Origin of the sequence: Streptomyces sp. ITFR-6, assembly GCF_031844725.1 — a bacterium.
Taxonomy (GTDB): Bacteria; Actinomycetota; Actinomycetes; order Streptomycetales; family Streptomycetaceae; genus Streptomyces.
Genome location: NZ_CP134612.1, coordinates 5,036,845 through 5,056,104, shown reverse-complemented (window position 1 = coordinate 5,056,104; position 19,260 = coordinate 5,036,845). Strand labels below are relative to the sequence as shown.

The 19,260-nt window shown below is 67.7% G+C and carries 22 protein-coding genes and 4 pseudogenes; 13 read left to right on the top strand and 13 right to left on the bottom strand.

All coding sequences use genetic code 11. The features are described from left to right. Positions 1-2: 2 nt before the first annotated feature. The 7 genes from RLT59_RS23050 to RLT59_RS23020 form a co-directional block, all read right to left on the bottom strand. A complete protein-coding gene (locus tag RLT59_RS23050) occupies positions 3-659 on the bottom strand; it encodes a hypothetical protein (protein ID WP_311305145.1) in 657 nt (218 codons plus the stop codon). Then, entirely contained in the window at positions 656-1,072 is a 417-nt protein-coding gene (locus RLT59_RS23045) for an SseB family protein (RefSeq protein WP_311305144.1), read from the bottom strand. The genes RLT59_RS23050 and RLT59_RS23045 overlap by 4 nt, the downstream gene beginning before the upstream one ends. A gap of 125 nt (positions 1,073-1,197) precedes the next feature. After that, positions 1,198-1,974, bottom strand: coding sequence for a type I methionyl aminopeptidase (gene map, locus RLT59_RS23040; protein WP_311305143.1), 777 nt, complete (start codon positions 1,972-1,974; stop codon positions 1,198-1,200). A 180-nt stretch (positions 1,975-2,154) separates the two neighbouring features. Continuing rightward, positions 2,155-2,349, bottom strand: coding sequence for a hypothetical protein (locus RLT59_RS23035; protein ID WP_311305142.1), 195 nt, complete (start codon positions 2,347-2,349; stop codon positions 2,155-2,157). Between the two features lie 87 nt (positions 2,350-2,436). Beyond that, the gene (locus RLT59_RS23030; RefSeq protein WP_311305141.1) at positions 2,437-3,330 is read right to left on the bottom strand and encodes an SDR family oxidoreductase; all 894 of its coding nucleotides are present in this window, start codon (positions 3,328-3,330) and stop codon (positions 2,437-2,439) included. After that, positions 3,327-4,268, bottom strand: a complete 942-nt coding sequence (locus RLT59_RS23025; protein ID WP_311305140.1) for an alpha/beta fold hydrolase — start codon at positions 4,266-4,268, stop codon at positions 3,327-3,329. Before RLT59_RS23025 ends, RLT59_RS23030 begins: the two co-directional genes overlap by 4 nt. Further along, entirely contained in the window at positions 4,265-5,785 is a 1,521-nt protein-coding gene (locus tag RLT59_RS23020) for a flavin-containing monooxygenase (protein ID WP_311305139.1), read from the bottom strand. Before RLT59_RS23020 ends, RLT59_RS23025 begins: the two co-directional genes overlap by 4 nt. Before the next feature lie 194 nt (positions 5,786-5,979). Between RLT59_RS23020 and RLT59_RS23015 the strand changes: the two genes are divergently transcribed. Continuing rightward, on the top strand, positions 5,980-6,612 hold the full coding sequence (locus RLT59_RS23015; protein WP_311307824.1) for a MerR family transcriptional regulator: 633 nt from the start codon (positions 5,980-5,982) through the stop codon (positions 6,610-6,612). Between the two features lie 13 nt (positions 6,613-6,625). Here the strand turns inward: RLT59_RS23015 and RLT59_RS23010 are convergent. Continuing rightward, positions 6,626-6,758 (bottom strand): annotated as a pseudogene (locus RLT59_RS23010) (exodeoxyribonuclease III); the annotation flags it as partial. Between the two features lie 41 nt (positions 6,759-6,799). Between RLT59_RS23010 and RLT59_RS23005 the strand changes: the two are divergent. The 5 genes and pseudogenes from RLT59_RS23005 to RLT59_RS22985 all read left to right on the top strand — a co-directional run bounded on the left by RLT59_RS23005 (position 6,800) and on the right by RLT59_RS22985 (position 10,036). Further along, positions 6,800-7,051 (top strand): recombinase family protein, encoded by a 252-nt coding sequence (locus RLT59_RS23005; protein WP_311305138.1) that lies wholly within the window; start codon positions 6,800-6,802, stop codon positions 7,049-7,051. 12 nt (positions 7,052-7,063) lie between these two features. After that, positions 7,064-7,285 (top strand): annotated as a pseudogene (locus RLT59_RS23000) (recombinase family protein); the annotation flags it as partial. Continuing rightward, a complete protein-coding gene (locus tag RLT59_RS22995; RefSeq protein WP_311307823.1) occupies positions 7,286-8,341 on the top strand; it encodes a recombinase family protein in 1,056 nt (351 codons plus the stop codon). A 484-nt stretch (positions 8,342-8,825) separates the two neighbouring features. Beyond that, the gene (locus RLT59_RS22990) at positions 8,826-9,404 is read left to right on the top strand and encodes a recombinase family protein (protein ID WP_311305137.1); all 579 of its coding nucleotides are present in this window, start codon (positions 8,826-8,828) and stop codon (positions 9,402-9,404) included. A gap of 206 nt (positions 9,405-9,610) precedes the next feature. Then, on the top strand, positions 9,611-10,036 hold the full coding sequence (locus RLT59_RS22985) for a hypothetical protein (protein ID WP_311305136.1): 426 nt from the start codon (positions 9,611-9,613) through the stop codon (positions 10,034-10,036). 24 nt (positions 10,037-10,060) lie between these two features. Here the strand turns inward: RLT59_RS22985 and RLT59_RS22980 are convergent, their stop codons facing one another. Beyond that, a complete protein-coding gene (locus RLT59_RS22980; RefSeq protein ID WP_399125925.1) occupies positions 10,061-10,684 on the bottom strand; it encodes an XRE family transcriptional regulator in 624 nt (207 codons plus the stop codon). A gap of 285 nt (positions 10,685-10,969) precedes the next feature. Between RLT59_RS22980 and RLT59_RS22975 the strand changes: the two genes are divergently transcribed. Continuing rightward, entirely contained in the window at positions 10,970-11,164 is a 195-nt protein-coding gene (locus RLT59_RS22975) for a hypothetical protein (protein WP_311305134.1), read from the top strand. Between the two features lie 266 nt (positions 11,165-11,430). Here the strand turns inward: RLT59_RS22975 and RLT59_RS22970 are convergent, their stop codons facing one another. After that, entirely contained in the window at positions 11,431-12,246 is an 816-nt protein-coding gene (locus RLT59_RS22970; protein WP_311305133.1) for an exodeoxyribonuclease III, read from the bottom strand. 50 nt (positions 12,247-12,296) lie between these two features. Between RLT59_RS22970 and RLT59_RS22965 the strand changes: the two genes are divergently transcribed. Continuing rightward, complete coding sequence (locus RLT59_RS22965; protein ID WP_311305132.1) at positions 12,297-12,788, top strand: GNAT family N-acetyltransferase; 492 nt, start codon at positions 12,297-12,299, stop codon at positions 12,786-12,788. Between the two features lie 33 nt (positions 12,789-12,821). On the opposite strand, the gene RLT59_RS22960 is transcribed toward RLT59_RS22965, so the two are convergent. Together RLT59_RS22960 and RLT59_RS22955 are read right to left on the bottom strand one after the other, a co-directional pair. After that, a complete protein-coding gene (locus RLT59_RS22960) occupies positions 12,822-13,214 on the bottom strand; it encodes a DUF6578 domain-containing protein (RefSeq protein WP_311305131.1) in 393 nt (130 codons plus the stop codon). Between the two features lie 65 nt (positions 13,215-13,279). After that, complete coding sequence (locus RLT59_RS22955; protein WP_311305130.1) at positions 13,280-14,161, bottom strand: barstar family protein; 882 nt, start codon at positions 14,159-14,161, stop codon at positions 13,280-13,282. 133 nt (positions 14,162-14,294) lie between these two features. Between RLT59_RS22955 and RLT59_RS22950 the strand changes: the two genes are divergently transcribed. The 3 genes and pseudogenes from RLT59_RS22950 to RLT59_RS39415 all read left to right on the top strand — a co-directional run. Further along, positions 14,295-15,038 (top strand): thioesterase II family protein, encoded by a 744-nt coding sequence (locus RLT59_RS22950; protein WP_311305129.1) that lies wholly within the window; start codon positions 14,295-14,297, stop codon positions 15,036-15,038. Positions 15,039-15,133: 95 nt separating this feature from the next. Then, complete coding sequence (locus RLT59_RS22945; RefSeq protein WP_311305128.1) at positions 15,134-16,363, top strand: cation:proton antiporter domain-containing protein; 1,230 nt, start codon at positions 15,134-15,136, stop codon at positions 16,361-16,363. Next, positions 16,249-16,758 (top strand): annotated as a pseudogene (locus RLT59_RS39415) (DUF6431 domain-containing protein); the annotation flags it as partial. The gene RLT59_RS22945 and the pseudogene RLT59_RS39415, both read left to right, overlap by 115 nt. A 78-nt stretch (positions 16,759-16,836) precedes the next feature. On the opposite strand, the pseudogene RLT59_RS39410 reads toward RLT59_RS39415, so the two are convergent. Continuing rightward, positions 16,837-16,977: pseudogene (locus RLT59_RS39410) on the bottom strand (transposase); the annotation flags it as partial. Positions 16,978-17,936: 959 nt separating this feature from the next. On the opposite strand from RLT59_RS39410, the gene RLT59_RS22940 reads away from it, so the two are divergent. After that, complete coding sequence (locus RLT59_RS22940) at positions 17,937-18,314, top strand: peptidase inhibitor family I36 protein (protein WP_311305127.1); 378 nt, start codon at positions 17,937-17,939, stop codon at positions 18,312-18,314. A gap of 162 nt (positions 18,315-18,476) precedes the next feature. After that, complete coding sequence (locus RLT59_RS22935) at positions 18,477-19,232, top strand: hypothetical protein (protein WP_311305126.1); 756 nt, start codon at positions 18,477-18,479, stop codon at positions 19,230-19,232. The last annotated feature ends 28 nt before the right edge of the window (positions 19,233-19,260 follow it).

The window sequence follows — 19,260 nt, the reverse complement described above, 5'->3', positions numbered from 1 at the left end:
GGTCAGTTGTCCCCCGACTCACCCTGCTGCCGCGCCTGCTCGGCGCGCTCCTCCGGCGACGGCCCCAACGTGTCGTCCAGCGACTGGTTGAACTGCTCGTCGGAGATACCGAGCGCGCTGTTGAACATGTCGGACTGCCGCCCGCCATACCCTTCGGTGAGGACGGTGCGGCCGGTGTCCTTCCAGGTCTGGCCCATGTCCTGGCCGGCCTTCTCGAACGACTCCGGGCTGAAGTCCGGGTCCAGGTAGTCCGGCGTGAAGATGTCGCCCCAGTCCTGCTTGGCGATCTCCTCCTCACTCGCATGCGGATTCCCGCCGAACACGGCATTCGCACCGACCTTGAGGGTGCCCGCGATGTACTGGTCGTTCTCCCACTGCGTACCCGCCGCCAGCCCGAGCCGGTCCGCCAGCCCACTCGCATCGCGCACCAGGGCCCGCACCCCCCACTCCCACCGCTCGCAGAAGTCCCCGAAGTCCACCGACACCCCGTGGTGACCGGCTTCCATCCCCGTGATCGCCAACGACGAGAAACCCTTCCCCATCACCGAACCCGTCGCACCACCCAGATCACCCAACTCATCGATCGTCGAGTTCAGGCCCTTGGTGAACTTGGTGACCGACTCCTTGTCGAGATGCAGATCCGCCCCGTCACCGCTCACCGCTCCGCCCCCTCTTCACCCGCACCCCTATCGACGGCGACCGCGTCCGGAACGATCCCGGAGACCGGCGGGAAGAACATCGACCCGTCCTCGGTCGCGATATCGACCGCGAGGCCCGCGGGCTCACCCAGCGCGGGCACGATCTCATCCACGATCCGCGCACCCAACAGCGCCGCGTAATCAATCGGCTGGTCCCCCGGACCGTGGTGGAGAGCGAACCGGGCCAGCGCCGTCTCATCGGTGAACCCGCAGATCCACCGCACCCCACCCATCCGCACCGACCACAACCGCTCATCGGCCACCGGCACCAGAAGGACCGAACGCCGCATCTCACCCACCAACGCCCGCGGGTCACCAACACCGCTCCTGCGCTCGCCGATCCGCTCCGCGAGCGCTGTTCCTGCCCGGCCCATGGCCCTCCCCCGTCCTCGGTGACTGAAGGCACCGTAGAACAGGACGCGCGACAGGACACGACCGGTTCTCCCAAGAGTTCCGGACGAGCACCCGGTCGCCCAGAGGCCGAGAGGGCCTGGCGACGTCAGGAGGCCGTCGGCAGGGTGAGGATTTCGGCTCCGCTGTCGGTGATGGCGATGGTGTGCTCACTGTGCGCGGTCCGGCAGCCCGTCGCGCTGCGCAGGGTCCAGCCGTCCGCGTCGGTGACGAGTGTGGCGGTGTCGGCCATGACCCAGGGCTCCAGGGCGAGCAGCAGTCCGGGACGCAGCTTGTATCCGCGGCCGGGCCGTCCGGTGTTCGCGACGTGTGGGTCCTGGTGCATGGTCGAGCCGATGCCGTGGCCGCCGAACTCGGTGTTGATCGGGTACCCCGCCTTGCCGAGGACCGTGCCGATGGCGTGGGAGAGGTCACCGATGCGCGCCCCGGGCTTGGCGGCGGCGATGCCCGCCGCGAGTGCGCGTTCGGTCGCCTCGATCATCGCCACGCTCTCCGCAGGCCTGGCCTTGCCCACCAGGAAGCTGATCGCGGCGTCCGCGGCGACCCCGCCCCTGACCACGGCGAGGTCGAGCGTCAGCAGATCCCCGTCCGCCAGCGCGTAGTTGTGAGGCAGCCCGTGGAGCACTCCGTCGTTGACGGCCGTGCAGATGTAGTGCCCGAACGGGCCGCGTCCGAAGGAGGGCGCGTAGTCGACGTAGCAGGACTGCGCACCGGCCTCGATGATCATCTCCTTGGCCCACTGGTCGATGTCCAGCAGGTTCGTCCCGACCACGCTGCGCCGCTTCAGCGTGTGAAGGATGTCTCCGACCAGGGTGCCGGTGCCCCTCGCCCGCTCAAGGCGCGCGGAGTTCAGGATCTCGATCACGGGGAACCTCTCAAGTGCGTCCAATAACTATACCGGTCTAACTATACCGGTATAAGAATGGGGTCACGGTCGGCCCCGAGAAGCCGCTCACCTGCCCGTGACGCGCGGAGGGGCGCGCCCGGGTGACCCGGACGCGCCCCTCAACACACATCACTCATCGCTCGGACTCGACCGCCGTCGTCAGCGGTCGAACTTCTCGCGCATGTCGTCCGCCGCACCCTGGGCCTTGTCGCGGCCCTGCTCAGAGGCGTCGGAGACCCGCCCGGAGGCGTCCTGCGAGCGGTTCTGCCCGTCGCCCTTGCCGTCCTTCGCCTTCTTCTGCGCCTGGTCGGCGAGATCCTTCGCCTTGTCCTTGAACTGGTCCGCGATGCCCATGCTGTTCACTCCTCGTGGGGTGCGTGGGGGACGGCCCCGTAAGGGCCTCGACCAGACTTGCACGAGCGGGCAGACATCGCATTTCGATCACTTACGCTGCGTGTTCGACGCGCGTTCTGCCTGGTCAGCGGCGCCTCCCGCACCGACAAGGCCCTTGCTGACGCCGTCCAGCCGGGAGCCGTACCGCGCCATCTCGCGCCGGCCGCCGATACCGATCACCGACGGCAGGTAGCCGCGTACCGACTGCATGCCGCGCAGCCACCACTGGGCGTACACATGGGGCGAGCGGCGCTCGATACCGGCCACTATCCGGTCGACCGCGGGGCCCAGCGGGTACGTGCGGTTCATCGGCCAGGGCAGCCGCTGGCGCAGCTCGCGCATGACGTCGTCCTCGTCGGCGCCGCGCACCATGTCGGTGTCGGTCCAGGAGAGGTAGCCGACGCCGACCTGCACTCCCCGGTAGCCGACCTCCGCGCGCAGGCTGTGCGCGAACGCCTCGACGCCCGACTTGGACGCGCAGTAGGCGGTCATCATCGGCGCGGGGGTCATCGCGGCGAGGGAGGCGATCTGGAGGAAGTAGCCCCGGCTCTCCATCAGGATCGGCAGGAACGCCCGGCAGGTGACCGCGCCGCCGATCAGGTTGACCTCGATGACCCGGCGCCAGGCGGCCGGGTCGGAGTCGACGAACGGGCCGCCCGAGGCGACGCCCGCGTTGGCGACGACGGCGTCGATCTTGCCGAAGCGCTCCTTGACCTCCTGGGCGACCCGGGACATCGTCTCGTGGTCGGTGACGTCCGCGTGCCAGTGGTCGCTGTCGCCGTGCAGCCGCTCCGAGACCTTCTTCAGCTCGTCCGGCTCCAGACCGACCAGCGCGAGCGTCGCGCCGCGCGCCGAGAGCTTGCGGGCCAGCAGCTCGCCCACACCGCGCGCCGCGCCCGTGACGACGACGACCTGACCTTCGAGACTGTGCCTGCCGCTCATACGACCTCCTCCTTGCCCTCTACACCAGCCGTATCGCGCAACGGGAGATACCCGGTCGCGAGTTCCCGGATCTTCGCCGTGACCGCTTCCGGTGCCTCCACCGGAGTCATGTGCCCCAGGCCCGCCAGCTCGGTGAGCCCGAGGGGGTCGGGGAGCGCCGCCGCGATGGCGCGGGCGTGGGCGGGCGGCGTCAGCCGGTCCTCCGTACCCGCGATCACCGCGGTGGGCACCCGCAGCTCCCGTACGCCCTCTTCGAGATCGAGCTCCGCGAGGACGTGACCCCAGGCGAACCTGGGGGCGCGGGGGCAGGCGTGCACGATCCGGGCACAGGTGTCGACCCGGTCCGGCGCCGAACCCGCTCCCATGGTCGCGTACTTGAGGATGCGGCGGGACAGCGGAGTGACGGGACCGAGGGGCGCGCGGGCGCCGAGGATCGCCCGGGTCAGCCGAGTGCGCAGCGCACCGGCCCGTATCGGCACGACCCGTGCTTCGGCGATCAGCCGCGAACTGCCGGTGCTGCACAGCAGTATGGCGGCGGCGTGCTCGCGGAGCCCGGCCCGGCGGGCGGCGGCCATCATCGTCATGCCGCCCATGGAGTGGCCGGCCAGTACGGCCTTCTCGCCCGGTTCCAGGGTGGCGGCGAGCACCGCTTCGAGGTCGTCGGCCAGTGCCCGCGTGCTGTATCCGGCGGGGCCGACCGCGGGCGAAGTGCCGTGGCCGCGCTGGTCGTAGGCGATGACGCGGTGGTCGACGGCGAGGTCCCGGATCTGGGCATCCCAGAAACCGGTGTTGCAGGTCCAGCCGTGGGAGAGGACCACTGCCGGGGCGCCGTCCTGTCCGTGCACCTCTATGTGGACGCGGGAGCCGTCGGCGGAGACGGCCATGAGTTCGCGGGCGGGCACGGGGCGGGTGCTCCGGCCGGGCAGCGGGCGGCTCATCCGGCGACCTCCTCGGAGACGGCCTTCTCCGTACTCCGCTGCGCGGGTACGCGGACGACCTGGTACTCCGCGATGTCGACCGCCCGGGTCGCCCTGCGGAACTCGGCGGTGGTGCCGGGCCAGACGGTGGTGTTGCGGCCGTTGGCGTCCAGGTACCAGCTGGTGCAGCCGCCGGTGTTCCAGACGGTGCGCCTCATCCGTTCCTGGACGCGGCGGTTCCACGTTCCGACGGCGGAGGGGCGCGCGTCGAGGGCGACCTTTCCGCCGAGGACGTCGAGCTGGCGGAGGTAGTCGGCCATGTAGTTCAGCTGGGCCTCGATCATCAGGATCATCGAGGAGTTCCCGAGACCCGTGTTGGGGCCGATGATCGTCATCCAGTTGGGGAAGCCGGCCGCGCTCGCGCCGCGCAGCGCCTGCATCCCGCCCTTCCACGACTCCGCGAGGGTGTGTCCCTCCGCGCCCACCACGCGTTCGGCGATCGGCATGTCCGTCACGTGGAAGCCGGTGCCGAGGACGATCGCGTCGACCTCGGCCTCCGTACCGTCCGAGGCGACGACCGTGGAGCCGCGCACCTCGCTCAGGCCGGAGGCGACCACGTCCACGTTGGGCTGGGCGAGCGCCGGGTAGTACGCGCTGGAGAGCAGGATGCGCTTGCAGCCGATGCGGTACGACGGGGTCAGCTTGGCGCGCAGGGCCGGGTCCTTGATGGAGCGGGCCATGTTCGACTTGGCTATCCGCTCGATCATGCCCAGCTGGTCCGGGTGCTTGGTGAAGGCGGTGACCTGCAACTCCCGTATGCCCCAGAGCAGTCCGCGGCGCGCGGTGCCGGTGAAGGGGAGCGTGCGGTGCAGCCAGCGCTCTGCGCCGCTGATCTGCCGGTCCATGCGCGGCATGACCCAGGGCGGGGTGCGCTGGAAGAGGGTGAGCTTCGCGGCCTTCGGCTGGATCGACGGCACGATCTGGATGGCGGAGGCGCCGGTGCCGATCATCGCGACGCGCTTGCCGGTCAGATCCGCGTCGTGGTCCCAGCGGGCGGAGTGGAAGACCTTGCCGGGGAAGTCCGCGAGCCCGGGGATGTCGGGCAGCTTCGGGTCGGAGAGCGGCCCGGTCGCGGAGACGACGACATCGGCCACGACAGTCGTGCCGTTCGCGCTCTCGATGACCCAGTGCAGCTCGTCGCCGTCCCAGCGCATCATCGTCACTTCATGGTTCAGCCTGAGGTGCGGGCGCAGCCCGAAGGTGTCCGCGACGTGCTCCAGGTAGGCGCGGATGTGCTCCTGCCCGGAGAAGGTGCGCGGCCACTCGGGGTTGGGGGCGAACGAGAACGAGTAGAGGTGGGACGGCACGTCGCAGGCGCAGCCCGGATAGCTGTTGTCGCGCCAGGTGCCGCCGACCGAACCGGCGCGTTCCAGGATCACGAAATCGGTGATGCCTTCGCGGCGGAGCCGGACAGCGGCCCCGAGGCCCCCGAATCCGGATCCGATCACCGCCACTCGTACATGTTCGTGCTGGGCCATGCTGCAGCCTCCCCGAGTACATCCCACGACTCTGCCAGCAATCACTGGCACTGTTGGGAGACTAGAGCAGGCCCGTACCGATGGGTAGGGGTGCGGCAGGGGAAAGTTACCGGCGGTACAACAAGCGGCCCCCGCAGCGGGTCGGCCGGTAGGGTGCGGGGGTGGCTGACGGAGACGAGCACCGCGAATACCGCATGGAGGAGCTGGCCAAGGAAGCCGGCATCCCCGTCCGTACCCTGCGCTTCTACCGCGAGCGCGGCCTGATCTCACCACCGCGCCGCGAGGGCCGTATCGCCTGGTACGACGACCACCACCTCGCCCGGCTGCGCACGATCACGGGCCTGCTGGAGCGCGGCCACACCCTCACCGGCATCGCGGACCTGGCCCGCACCTTCGAGAGCGGCCGCGATGTGGCCGAGGTGCTGGGCCTGGGCGAACCGACCGAGGAGACCCCGGTCCGGCTCACCCCCGAGCAGCTCGCGGACTACTTCGGGAGCGAGTCCACCCCGGAGAACCTGGCGGCCGCGATGGAGCTGGGCTACCTCGGCACGGACGGCGACGAGATCGTGCACATCAGCCGCCGCCTCCTGGAGGTCTCCGCCGAACTCGTACGCGAGGGCGTCCCGCTCGCCACCGTCCTCGCCGCGGGCCGCCGGGTCCGCGGACACGCGGACGCCCTGGCGGACCTCTTCGTCTCGACCCTGCGTGATCACAGCACACAGGAAGAGCCTCCCCAACTGCGCCCGCTGGCACGCGCGGTGGTCGACGCGGAACTTTCCATGGCCCTGGACCGGCGGTTGCGCCGCGACGCGGGGGCGGCGGAGTAACGAGGGCTCCCCCCTACTGCCCGTACACCACCGTCACGGGCGCGTGGTCGCTCCAGCGCTCGCCGTGTGTGGCGGCCCGCTCGACGAACGCCTTCGCGGCGCGCGGCCAGCCCCGGAGTGGCCACGTGGTAGTCGATCTGCCAGCCCATTGAAATGAAGACACAGTTTGCTTCAGAGGGGGGTTCGCGTGATCAATACGAACAACGACCGCCCGGGGCTGCGGGCACTCGTCGCGGTACGACTGAGCGTCAGGACAGACGAATCGACATCGCCGAAGCGCCAGCGGGAAGCCGGCGAGGCGGAGGCCAGACGCCTTGGCGCCGAGGTCGTCGGCTACGCGGAGGATCTAGACGTCTCCGCCACCAGGACGACTCCGTTCGAACGGCCGGAACTGGGCGACTGGCTGGCCAGGCCCGACGATTTCGACGTGATCATCTAATGGCGGCTCGACCGCGCCGTCCGCTCCATGGGAGACATGGCCGACCTGACACGCTGGGCGAAGCGCCACGGCAAGCGCCTGGTCTTCGCCGAGGGCCCGGGAGGCAGCTCCCTGGAACTGGACATGATCTCGATCATGTCCGAACTGATCATCACGTTGCTGGCGTTCGCCGCGCAGATGGAGAGCCAGGCCATCAAGGAGCGCGTCACGAGCGCCAATGCGGCACTGCGGGCGATGGGGCGGTACTCCGGAGGGCTCCCGCCCTACGGATACACACCCGTGCAGCGTCCGGCCGGCGAAGGGTGGACGCTGGCCCAGGATCCGAAGCGCGTGGAAGCCATCGAGACGATGATCCGAATGCTGCTGGACGGTGACGCCCCGAACGCGATCGCATTCCATCTGAACAGCGAAGACATCCTGACGCCTCGCGACTGGAACGACGTTCGGCAAGGGCGAAACCCGAAGGGGCGCAAGTGGGTCGGCCAGACCGTCAAACGCGTGCTGCTGTCCCCGTCACTCCTCGGCCACCAGACGTACGCGGGCTCCGTCGTCCGGGACGGCGACGGCCTGCCGGTGAGCATCACCTCGGACCCGATCCTGACGCGAGACCGGTTCGAGGAGATCAAGGCCGCCCTAGGTGAACGACCCAAGGGGGCTGCGGGAACCCGAAAGGACACCGGCGCGCTCCTGCTCGGCGTTCTGCACTGCGCCTCTTGCAAGGGCCGCATGTACAGGGTTCCCGCACACGGCTACTCGGTCTACGTCTGCCGGGCCCGTACCAAAGGACTTCCCTGTGAGGCTCCCGCAGCCATCAAGACCGACTGGGTGGAGGAGTATGCGGAATGGGAGTTCCTGAAGGAGTGGGGAGGCTTCCCCGTACTGGAACGGGTGACGTACCCCGGTTACGACCCCCGCCCCGAACTTGAGGAGATCACCACCGAACTCCGCGAGCTGTACGCCGTTCGCGAATCACGGCGATCACGTGTCGGCCTCGCCATCTGGCAGGAGCAGGTGGACGCACTGGAGGGCCGCGCCGAGGTCCTGGAAGCGACTCCCGTGCAGAAGGAACGCACGGAGCTGGTCCCCACAGGGAAGACCTACGCCGATTACTGGAGGATCGGCGACGCCCGGGAACGGCGGTTCATGTTGCTCGACACCGGAACCCGCCTGGAGTGTGCGAAGGGTCAGCGAGGGGAACGCCCGGCGGACATGAAGCGCCGCGCAATGGAACGCCTGTCGATCGACTTGCAGGGCGCGAGGGCCCAGCAGCAGGGAGATGCGGCCGCCTGAGCCTGCCTGAGCGCCGTTCACGGCCCGTTGCCGGGAAAACACCTGGCGGCGGGTCGCGATCGCTCCCTGGGGATGCCACTGGCTTGGCGCCCTCTCGGCGGCAGAGCGATGACGGAGTGACGGTTCTCCCTACTTTTTTGATTGCACGTAGAAAAATAAGAGAAAAACAGAACAAGGGCCTCATCCGTCATCACGTCATCGCGGGCGCCCGCTTCGCTGCCGCACTGCCGGACGTGGACCCCAGGGAGGTGCCCCCTCCTCGCTTCCTGTCAGAGCGGCAGGGAGGGAAAACTCTCACATGGCTGATTGGCCTGTTTGCGCGGGGAGTTGCTGTGCTTGACGGTTGGCAAGGTGTCTATCGAACGATGGTTATTGAGACGATCCCGCCACCCCCTCCCGAACTCCGGAAGCGTGTAGCAGAACCCGCCTCACAACCTACCCAAATCCCTTGATGTTCTGAGACGAGTTATGAGACAGTCTCGCCATGGGCACATCCACGGGACACCTCATCGGCTACGCCCGAGTCTCCACCGACGACCAGGAAGCGCAGTTGCAGCATGACGCGCTGATTGACGCGGAGTGCGCCCGGATCTTCACAGACAAGGCGAGCGGGAAGAACACGGACCGCCCCGAACTCGCCGCCGTGCTCGACTACGTCCGCCCCGGAGACACCCTCTGCGTGTGGAAGCTGGACCGGTTCGCCCGCTCGCTGATCGACCTGGTGAACATGGTGGACGCGCTTGCCGCGCGGGGAGTCGGCTTCCGGGTGCTGACGGGAACGCTGGCGAGCATCGACCCGAACACCCCGGACGGGCGGCTCATGCTGCAAGTGGTCGGCGCAATGGCGGAGTTCGAGCGCAACCTGATCAAGGACCGGACCCGCGCCGGCCTGGACGCCGCCCGTGCACAGGGGCGTACGGGTGGACGACCGGTCGTCATGGACGCCGACAAACTCGCTGCGGCCAAGGCGCGCCGCGCCAAGGGGGAGAGCGCTACAGCCGTCGCCAAGGCTCTCGGAGTGTCCCGCGCCACGCTCTACCGAGCATTGAAGGAGAGCAAGTAGCCGGTGGGGCTCGGTAGTAGCCGCCCTGGCGGCGAAGCGGAATGATTGCCGTCATGACGACCCACGGGCACAACGGGAGCCAAGTCCTGTTTCGTCAGGCCAAGGCGCGCGCTCTGGCTGCACAGCGATTCGCTAGAGAGGCAGCCGAGGAAGAGGCGGCCGGCCGCACAGGAGGAGTGGAACGCAGGCAGCGGTAAAGGGATGCTGTGATTGCCACGGTGATCCTGGCTCAGGGGGCCGCCGAAGGCTACGTCAACTGGGTCTTTCTTCAAGCTGGCGTCGCGCCAAGTGGCACCTGGATAGGGCGCTGGGGCGCTCTCCGTCACGCTGCCGCGAAGCTCGGCCGAGACGGAGAGATTGGACTCCCGAAGGCGCACAGAAACTTCTTCGACGAGCTGGACGCCTGGCGCAACTTCCTGCTTCACGGTGACGCGAAAGCCCGCGAATCACTTCGGAAAGCGCTATCAGCTCAGCAACTCTCCGTGCAGGCCGCCGAAGTCGAGCTTCTTGACTGCGCCTATGCGCTCAACGTTATGGACAGGGTTGATGCGGCATGCCGATGGGCCGAGGAGCGCACTGGCATCCCTGCCCCAGCTGCGCACGGGGCGTGGGTCGCAGCCGACGAGTGCTGACCTGAGGTTGGCCCCCTTGAGTCTTCACCGCTCCACGTGCCTTGTGGTCCCACCTTCGGCGCGAGGGCTCGGGTTCCTGGGGTTGGCCCGGTCCCACAGTTCCTCGCCGTGCTCCGCGAACCGGTCGAACATGCCCCCGCTTCCATGTCGGCGCAGGTGCAGGAGTGGCGAGTCGTGCCCCACGAGCCGGGCGAGGTGCGGTGTCACCAAGGCGTCGTCGTCGAAGCGGAACACGGACAGGCTCACGTGATTGATGGCGTCCAGGGGTGCGGATACGCGCGTCTCCACCCCTTCCAGCGGGCTGAGCCGGTCAAGGTGCTCCAGGGTGATCCTGATGCGCGTGGAGACGGACAACGCCACGTCCTCGACCGTCTCTCGCCGGCGGGTCACCTCTCCACCCGGGTCCCCCACGAGGAACCGCACGCGGCAGCCTGACTCGACTTTGCGCCGGATCGTCTCCGCGAAGTGCGGCACCTGAGTCCAGAAGAAGTAGTTCGTATAGCCGGCGAGGAAGAGTTCCGTGCGGGCCGACTCGACAAGCTCCGTCCAGACCGTGGAGGGGCACGCGGAACGGTAGGGGTAGCTGTGGACCAGCTCCCGGTCAGTGCCGGTCTTCACGCGCTCTTGCACAGCCTTCGGCCACAACATCTCTTAGTCCACTCCCAGCGCCTGACAGGCGTCCGCTCGGTTCCTTGCGTGTGGTGTCAGATCAGCATTGCCCAGCCATCGTTCCACCTGCTTCGCAGATACCCCTACCCGGTACGCTAACTGCCGCGTGGACATGCCTGCGCCTTCCATGGCGGACTGAAGAGCGGCGTTCAAGTCAACCCCCTCGCCGTGGCCTTTTGGGCTTTCTTCGACCCTAGCTCCAGACTTCTCAACTGCCCGCCGTGCAGGGGAGATACGTCCGCAGGGGTGGGTCACGCTCCCGCCATGACCGAACCCACGCGATACAGCACTCCACCGATCGAACTGCCGCTGAACCTGGACAGGGAGCCGGACCCCATCGACGGGTGCGCGGGTTGCGTCGAACTCTCCGCCGTACGGGACCGCGCTCGCATCGTGGGCGACTGGACGACCGTGAGCGACTGCAACGTCTACTTGCGGCGCCACCCCGAGGGGCACTGATGGTCACCCGCGCGGATATCGGCAGGCCGGTCAGGGACCACGCCGGAAGGGTCGGCATCCTGCGCGACGTGATCCCTGACTACGAAGACCCTGCCGAGTCACCCGGAGAGCGCCGCAAGCGCCCCACGACGTTCGTGTGGCCGAAGGGTGGGGGTCGGGAATGGCTGATCCCGCCCAGCGGCGTACGGCGCGCGTGACGCCCACCAGGCGGCCCCGTCCGGCGACGGCGAGCAACACAGCCGGGCGGGGCTTTCCGCTGCCGCTCCCTACAAGTCGAAGACGACAGTCACGGGCGCGTGATCACTCCACCGTTCCGCATGGCTCGCAGCCCTCTCCACATACGCCTTCGCCGCACGCTCCGCCAGGCGTGGCGAACTGACGATGAGGTCGATCCGCCAGCCCGTGTCGTTGTCGAAGGCCTGTCCCCGGTAGGACCACCACGAGTACGGGCCCGCGACGTCCGGGTGCAGCGACCGCACGACATCGACGTACGCGGCCTCCTCGAAGACCTGGGTCAGCCACGCCCGCTCCTCAGGGAGGAAGCCGGCATTCTTCTTGTTGCCCCTCCAGTTCTTGAGGTCCGCCTCCTGGTGGGCGATGTTCCAGTCACCGCAGACCACCACCTCGCGGCCCTCCGCGGCGGCCCGCGCCTTCAGCCCGGTCAGGTAGGGGAGGAAGGCCGCCATGAAGCGCTCCTTCTCCTCCTGCCTCTCCGTGCCGACCTCGCCCGAGGGCAGGTACAGGCTCGCGACCGTGACGCCCGGCAGGTCGATCTCGACGTACCGGCCGCTCGTGTCGAATTCCTCGGCCCCGGCGACCCCGAAGCCGCCGAACCCGATCTGGACCCGCTCGGGCGCCCGGCGCGAGTAGAGCGAGACCCCGGCCCTGCCCTTGGCGGCGGCCGGGGCGTGGACGGTGTGCCACCCCTCCGGCTCCCGTACGCCCTCGGGCAGCTGCTGCGCCTCGGCCCGCACCTCCTGGAGGCAGATCACATCGGCGTCGGTCTGCGCCAGCCACTCGACGAAGCCCTTCTTCGCGGCGGCGCGGAGACCATTTACATTCACGGAGGTCACAGTCAGCATCCCGGCACGATACCGACATCCGAGCGACGCATACATGTACGATTGCACGCATGAATATCCACACTCGGGCCTTCGACCACCCTGACGCCGTCAAACTCAACGACTGGGTGCAGCTCGAATACGCCGAGCGCTACGGGGACGAGGGCGATGTCACACCCCTGGACGCCACGATGTTCGACCCGCCGCACGGGCTGTACCTGATCGCCTACGACGCGTCGGGCAGCCCGGTCGCCACCGGCGGCTGGCGCTCGCAGGAGCGGAACGCCGAGGGGTACTCGGACGGGGACGCCGAGCTGAAGCGGATGTACGTCATACCCGAGGGACGCGGCAACGGCCTGGCCCGCCGCATCCTGGCCGCGCTGGAGGCCGATGCCCGCGCGGCCGGCCGCGTCCGCATGGTCCTGGAGACCGGCGACCAGCAGCCGGAGGCGATCGCCCTGTACCTCTCCAGCGGCTACGAGCCCTGCGAGAAGTTCGGCCACTACCGCACGTACCCCAACAGCCACTGCTTCGCGAAGCCGCTGCGGGACGGGACGGCCTGAGGCGCGCCCTCCGCGAGCGGCGCCGCCGCGCTCCTACCCGGCGGCCGGCCGCTCGGCGGTCACCAGGTAGCCGGCGAACATGGTGTGGGGGCGGGCCTTCGCCCATCCGTCCGCTTCCACGACCGGAACCAGCTCGGTCGAGCCCGGCACCGGACGCAGCACTTCGGCCGTGCTGCCGGAAGGTACGCCGTACCGGCAGTGCACCTCGGTGACGTCCACCACCCGCAAGGGTGTCAGCGGCTGCTCCTCCCCCGGGCCGTGGTGCTCCTCGCGGAAGTCGATCTCCGCCGCACGATCGCTGCCGACGATGTCGGCGTAATCCCCCGGATCGACCTCCAGAAGCTGCCACGAGACGGCGTCGCCCGGCCTGAAGGTGTCCCCGCAGCACTGCATCTGCCAGTCATCGACCCAAATCGTCAGCGCCATACGGTCAACTATCCGACGGGCGCCCTGATGCTCCAAAGCATTTCTCAGCTGCTCCGAAGCATTTCTCAGCGGCGTTTGGCGTCGGCCCACTCGTCGCGGTTCCACAGCACGGGCATGGCGCCGACCGGTTCGAACCGGATGCCCGGGTCGTCGCTGTGGGCCAGGCAGAAGAAGCGGCGCCGGAGCACGGCGGCACGGCGGGCCTGGCCCGCGACGATGTCCAGGACGGTCTGGGCCGCCTCCGGACAGGCGGCGGTGAAGCGGTCGTAGTCGGTGACGGACAGGACCAGCCCCGTACCTTCGGGTGAGTCGTCGTAGGGGCCGTAGCAGGCCACGTCCCCGAGGCAGTCGTTCAGCGCGTCGAGGTTGTGGCCGTAGTAGTCGGGGAACCGCAGCGCCGCGGCGAAGGCCCTGTGCATGTCGCGCTCGCGGGTCCACTCCGCCGCCGCGAGGCGGACGACGCGGAACCCGCGCTCCTGGAGGCGCAGTTCGGCATCCGTGAGGAGCTGTCGTCGCCGGAAGAGGGTGACGAAGGTGTTGCCCATGTACTCGATGCCGGGAAAGCGGTTCGACGGGGAGACCCGGGCCGGATCCTCGGCCAATTCGCCCCGGTAGGCGTCCAGGAGCCGGAAGAACTCCTCGACCGGGGTCGAGCTTTCGGGGGTGTCGCGTTCGATATCCGCCACCCAGCCGCGCGAGCTGTCCGCGCCGCGCCACTCCCGGAGCCAGCGGCTGAAGTCGCCCTCGGGCCGGAAGGCGAAGTCCTCCTCGACGCCGTGCACACCGAGCGCCGCACTGTAGCCGGTGAGCAGCAGCTCCAGGTGTCTGAGCGAGCCGCCGGGAAGCCACCTGCCGGGCAGGCGCCGGATCCGGTCCAGGAAGTCGTACACGTCCGTGCGGTCCTGCCAGGGCTCCGGGTCGCGGGCCGGGCCGTCTTCAGTCGCCATGCTCACGAGCCTACGGCGCGGACGGCTGCCGCCTCCCCGCTCCTGTCAGTTGGCTGTCAGCGGGGCCGGGTGCAATGGGCGGGCCCGTGAAACAGCCGAGCATGTTCGGCATACGACCAGCAGGAGCGCTTTGATGGCCTGGACGGAATGCAGAGAACCCCGCCCTTTCGCCACCCGACGGTTGGTCTGCTTCCCCCATGCCGGAGGGTCGTCGTACTTCTTCCGGGAGTGGCGCAAGGGCCTTCCCGAATTCGAGGTGCACGCGGTGTGCTACCCGGGGCGGGCCGACCGGTTCGGGGAGGCCCCGGCCACCGATCTCGTGGCGATGGCCGGGGAGATCGCGGATGTCGTACGGCCTCTGATGGACCGTCCCACGACGCTGTTCGGCCACAGCATGGGCGCTGTCGTCGCCTATGAGACGGCCAGGATCCTGGAGGCCGAGGGGGCGCGGCCTGCGCATCTCTTCGTCTCCGGAACCCGGCCGGCCCATTCCGTCCGGTCGGAGGCCCGAGCGGCCGCGCTGGACGACGAGAGCGCCATCGCGACGCTGGTGGACCTGGGCGGCACCGATGCCGAGCTGCTGGACAACCCGATGTTCCGCGAGCTGATCCTGCCGTACGTCAAGGGCGACTTCCAGATGCTCGGGGCCTACACCCACCGCGCGGGCCCGCCGCTGCGCTGCCCCGTCACCGCGGTGCTGGGGGACAGCGACTCACGCGTGACGCCGGATCAGGCCGCCCGATGGGCCGAGCACACCACCGGCACCTTCCAGCAACGGGTGGTGCCCGGTGACCACTTCTACCTGGCCGCGTCACCGCCGTACGACGTGGTCCGGGAGTCCCTCGGCGCCGAGCACGACGAGCCCCGACGCGGCTGAGCCGCATCGCCCGCCCATCGAGAACACGGAGAGTGTGCATCGTGCGTGGAGAGAGCCTGTTCGGACAACGACGCCGGACCGTCATGGTATTGATCGTGACAGTGCCCCTGGCGGTGATCGCCGCAGCCACCTGGATGGCAACCCAGAAGCCGACCCCCGCCGGGGAGGCGGCCGCCGTGGCGCACGGTCTCGACAAGGGCGGCCACTTCCTGATCGCCGTAGCGGTGATCCTGCTCGCCGCCTATCTGGGCGGGCTGCTCGCCGACCGGCTCGGGCAGCCTCGGGTCATCGGGGAGATCTGCGCCGGGCTGGCGCTGGGACCGACCCTGCTGGGACGGTTCGTCCCCGACGCGGCGGGCTGGCTCTTCCCTTCCGGCGTTCTCCCGATGCTCGACGGGCTGGCCCAGGTGGGCCTGGTCTTCTTCATGTTCGGAGTCGGCCGCGAGCTGACCGGAATGCGGCTGCGCGGCACCGGGACGCAGGCACTCCTGGTGACCCAGGCCTCTCTGCTGGTGCCGTTCGCGGCCGGGGCCGCGGTCGCCGTGCCGCTGGTCGCGACGTTCATGGGGTCGGCCGGCAATCCGGTGGTGTTCGTGCTCTTCGTGGGGTGCGCGCTGAGCGTCACCGCCTTCCCCGTGCTGGCCCGCATCCTGACCGACCTGGGGCTCACCCGTACCCGTCAGGGTCAGCTGAGCCTCTTCGCATCGGCGGCCGGGGACGGCGCGGTGTGGCTGCTGCTCACCGGGCTTCTCGCCCAGCTCCACGGCGGCGGACCGGCGGGCGTGCTGTTGAACGGCTTCATCGCCGCGGCGATCACCGTGTTCTTCCTCGGGCCGCTGCGGAAGGGGCTGGCCCGCTGGGCGCACTCCCGGCCGGGAGCCGCTGAGGGCGGCGAAAGCGATGCGGTCACCATGGTCCTGCTCGCCGCCGGCATCGCCGCGACAGCCGCGCTGACGACCCTGATCGGGGTGCACCAGCTGATCGGTGCCCTGCTGATCGGGCTCGCCTGGCCGAGGGGCAGCGCACGGGCCGTCCGGGTGGCCGACAGGCTGTCCGGCACCGCGAAGAGCACAATGCCGCCGCGGGGACAGCGAGGTAGATCGCAAAGCGCGAAAGGACCCGTGCAGCAGGTCGGCGTCGATCGGTCCGTCGCTCATGGCGCGCTGCACGGAGCCGTGGGAGCGGGCGTGCTTGTTGGGGGTCTTTGGAGATGCCGATATCGCGGACAGCAACCGGCGTTGAGGATGCCAGTGCCCGGGTGGTCTCTCGGTGTACTTGGGACGGTACCTCGTCGACGAAAGGCAGTTGCGGACCAGAGCCCTTGAACGGCCGTGGGTGCGGTGCCGTGTCCGGTCGGTCCAGTGTCGGAGCCCTCGAACGAGCGGACTCCCTTGCTTCAGCCGTCGCCAGCAGGCCAGAGTGCAACACGAACTGCCCCTCCCGGGGGCACCGGGCCAGGCCGGGGCCTGACGAAATGGCACATGATCGAAGTGTTCGACGTTGTAGCGGTCCCGCCCCTGGCCCGGTGCGCTGTCCGGGGTGCCGCGGGATCTTGCGTCCGTGGGGCCGAGCCAGACCCCGGACGGCCCGTGATGCCGGCGGCGAGCTGGTGGTCCGTCCGGACCGGGCGCGGTGCCCCAACTGCCAGGCCGCGCACGTAATCCTCAATGCCACCCTGCTGCCTCGCCGCGCGTACACCGCCCGCGCCATCGGACAGACCCTTCTCGGCGCGGCACGCGGCCCTGACCATCGGCCGATCGCCGCCAGACTCCCGGTGCCCGGCGGTGGTCGGCCGGTCATCACGATCGCCGACGTCGGCCTCGGCCTGACGAATCCAGCCGCACAACGCTTCGGGATGCACCCCGAGATCGAGGGCCAGCTTCTTGATCTGAGGCTTCGGTTCCGCAGTCCGGTACATCCGTACCGCACGCTCACACAACTCCAGCGATTACTATCTCGGCGCAGCCATGGCCAGAGCCCCTTTCGTGAGCCCCATCTGACCTGCTGTCACCACCTTCCGCATCCCGGGAATACCTCAATGCGAGGCCTTCTCGTATCCGTGACGGGACATGAGGGCAGATCGTCACCTCAGGAAGGCCGAGACCATCATTCCTACGCCGCACGTGACCAGCAGCAACCCGGTCGCGAGGGTGCGACGAGCTGGGCGGATAGCCGCTGCGAGCTGCCGCGTCCTCTCCTTCCTAATGGCGCCGTCAGTGTCGTGCACCCGGGCCTCGGGGGCGCTTTCCGCAAATCGACGCATGTGTGCGATGCTCATGGCAAAAGATCCGAACACGGACATTGTTCCGATAATTGCAAGAATGCTACCGCTTATCAACACCTCGCGCCTTCCATCTCTCTTGCCACGAATCTGGTCCGTAGACGCTGCCCCGGAGCCTCGGTCCGCCGAACAACGTACTGAAGCAACCGCTCAGATTTAACGCAAGCCGCCCTTGAAGCAGAGCTCGGCGATGGCCGGGGCAGAGCGCGGAAGCGAGTCACCCTACATTCGGCCGCAGATTTTGCGCCACCTTCGAGCGAACACGGTATGGAGACATGTTGCCACTTTCGGACACCCGTGGCCAGATATGAAGGTCACTTCGCATCTCTCCCGGTGCGCACTTCCAGTCCCCCACTCACTAATCATGCAAAGTATGCAAATTACAGGACAATAGGGTCGCTCAAATCGGATACTGATGATGATTCACTCGATAGGTTTCACTGAAGGTGGGGATCACTTCTGGCCATATGCCAGCGCCACTGCCATAAATTCGTTGACCTTCATATGAATGCAATGTTTGTATTCCGGCGTTCGAACGGCGGGCAATCGGAAAGCGGAGAAGGAAATTCCGTTCCCCGTCACGGTTCTCGCTTCTGACCAAAATTCGAGAGGAAGCAATGCGTAAGCTCACTCTTTCGCTCGGCCTCGCGGCTGTATGCGCCACCAGCCTCGTCGCTATCGCCCCCGCCGCGACCGCAGCCGAAAGCGGCACCCAGGCCTCTGCCTGCGTCACGCTGTGGCAGACCGCCGGCTACAAGGACGGGTCCCGTGCATTCTCGGGCAACGACTCGACCTTCGTCGGGAACAAGTGGTCGAGCGGCTCGTCGATGGACAACGATGCCAACTCCGGCAAGAACAACTGCAGCCACTGGGTCCACATGTACGCGGACTCGAACTACAACGGTCAGAGCTACAGCCTGCAGCCCACCAGCGTGGACTCTGACTTCGGGAACAACAGCTTCTCGAACAAGGCCACGTCCCTGAACGGGTTCTAGGAAACTCTGTACGTCTGGGGGTGCCGCACAAAGCGGCACCCCCAGACGGCATGTGAAAATTAAGGAAGAATGCGAATGCGTCGGGGATATCTTTCATTCGTAGCCCTGGTCCTGCTCGTTGCCAGCTGCTCCGGAGGATCTCCGGCGGGCGGAGAGCCGGAGGTGGACGTGCCTGCACCAACCGTGGAGGCCAGGAGTATCGTCTTCCCTTTCGATTCCTACGAATTGTCCGATAATGACATTGTCAAGACCTATGAGGCCACTGATGATCTTGTTCGTTCATGTATGCGAGAGAAAGGGCATGAATGGGGTCTAATCAAGACACCTGAGTATGTTCCTAGCTGGCGAAATCGTCTCCACTTCGGAGTCGTCGAGCCTGACGTCGCCAGCAGGTTTGGCTACCATGCACCCGCAGAGCTCCTGTCGTCGCCTGAGTACAGGAGCGTGGTCAAGCAGATGAGCGGGCGACTGGCAAGCCTCTCGAAGGACGCTGCTTCCGACGCTGCCATCTGCCAGAAGGAGGCTGGTCAGACATTGACACGTGGCGCAAAGACCTCCCTCGCGAAGTTCAACGACCTGAAGTCGAGTACATTCGAGGCAGCCAAACGTGATCACAATGTGAAAAACGCTGCCGCCAAGTGGAAAGCGTGCATGAGAGCGGCCGGTTTTGACTACGCAACCCCCTGGGATGCGGCCAGGAAGTGGGGAGCCAAGGGTGACCCTGTGAAGCGAGAGATCGCAACTGCAGTGTCCGACGTAATATGCAAGAAGAAGACAGGCATAGTCACCATCTGGTTCTCAACAGAAAGAAATTTGGAAGAAATAGAGATCGGCAAAGATAGAATTTACTTTAATGACCTGAAGAGCGCAAATGAGCGTTATACGGAAAATGTCAGGGCGACGCTCTCTAAGGAATAGCTGCTGAATGCGAGACTGACCTACAGGG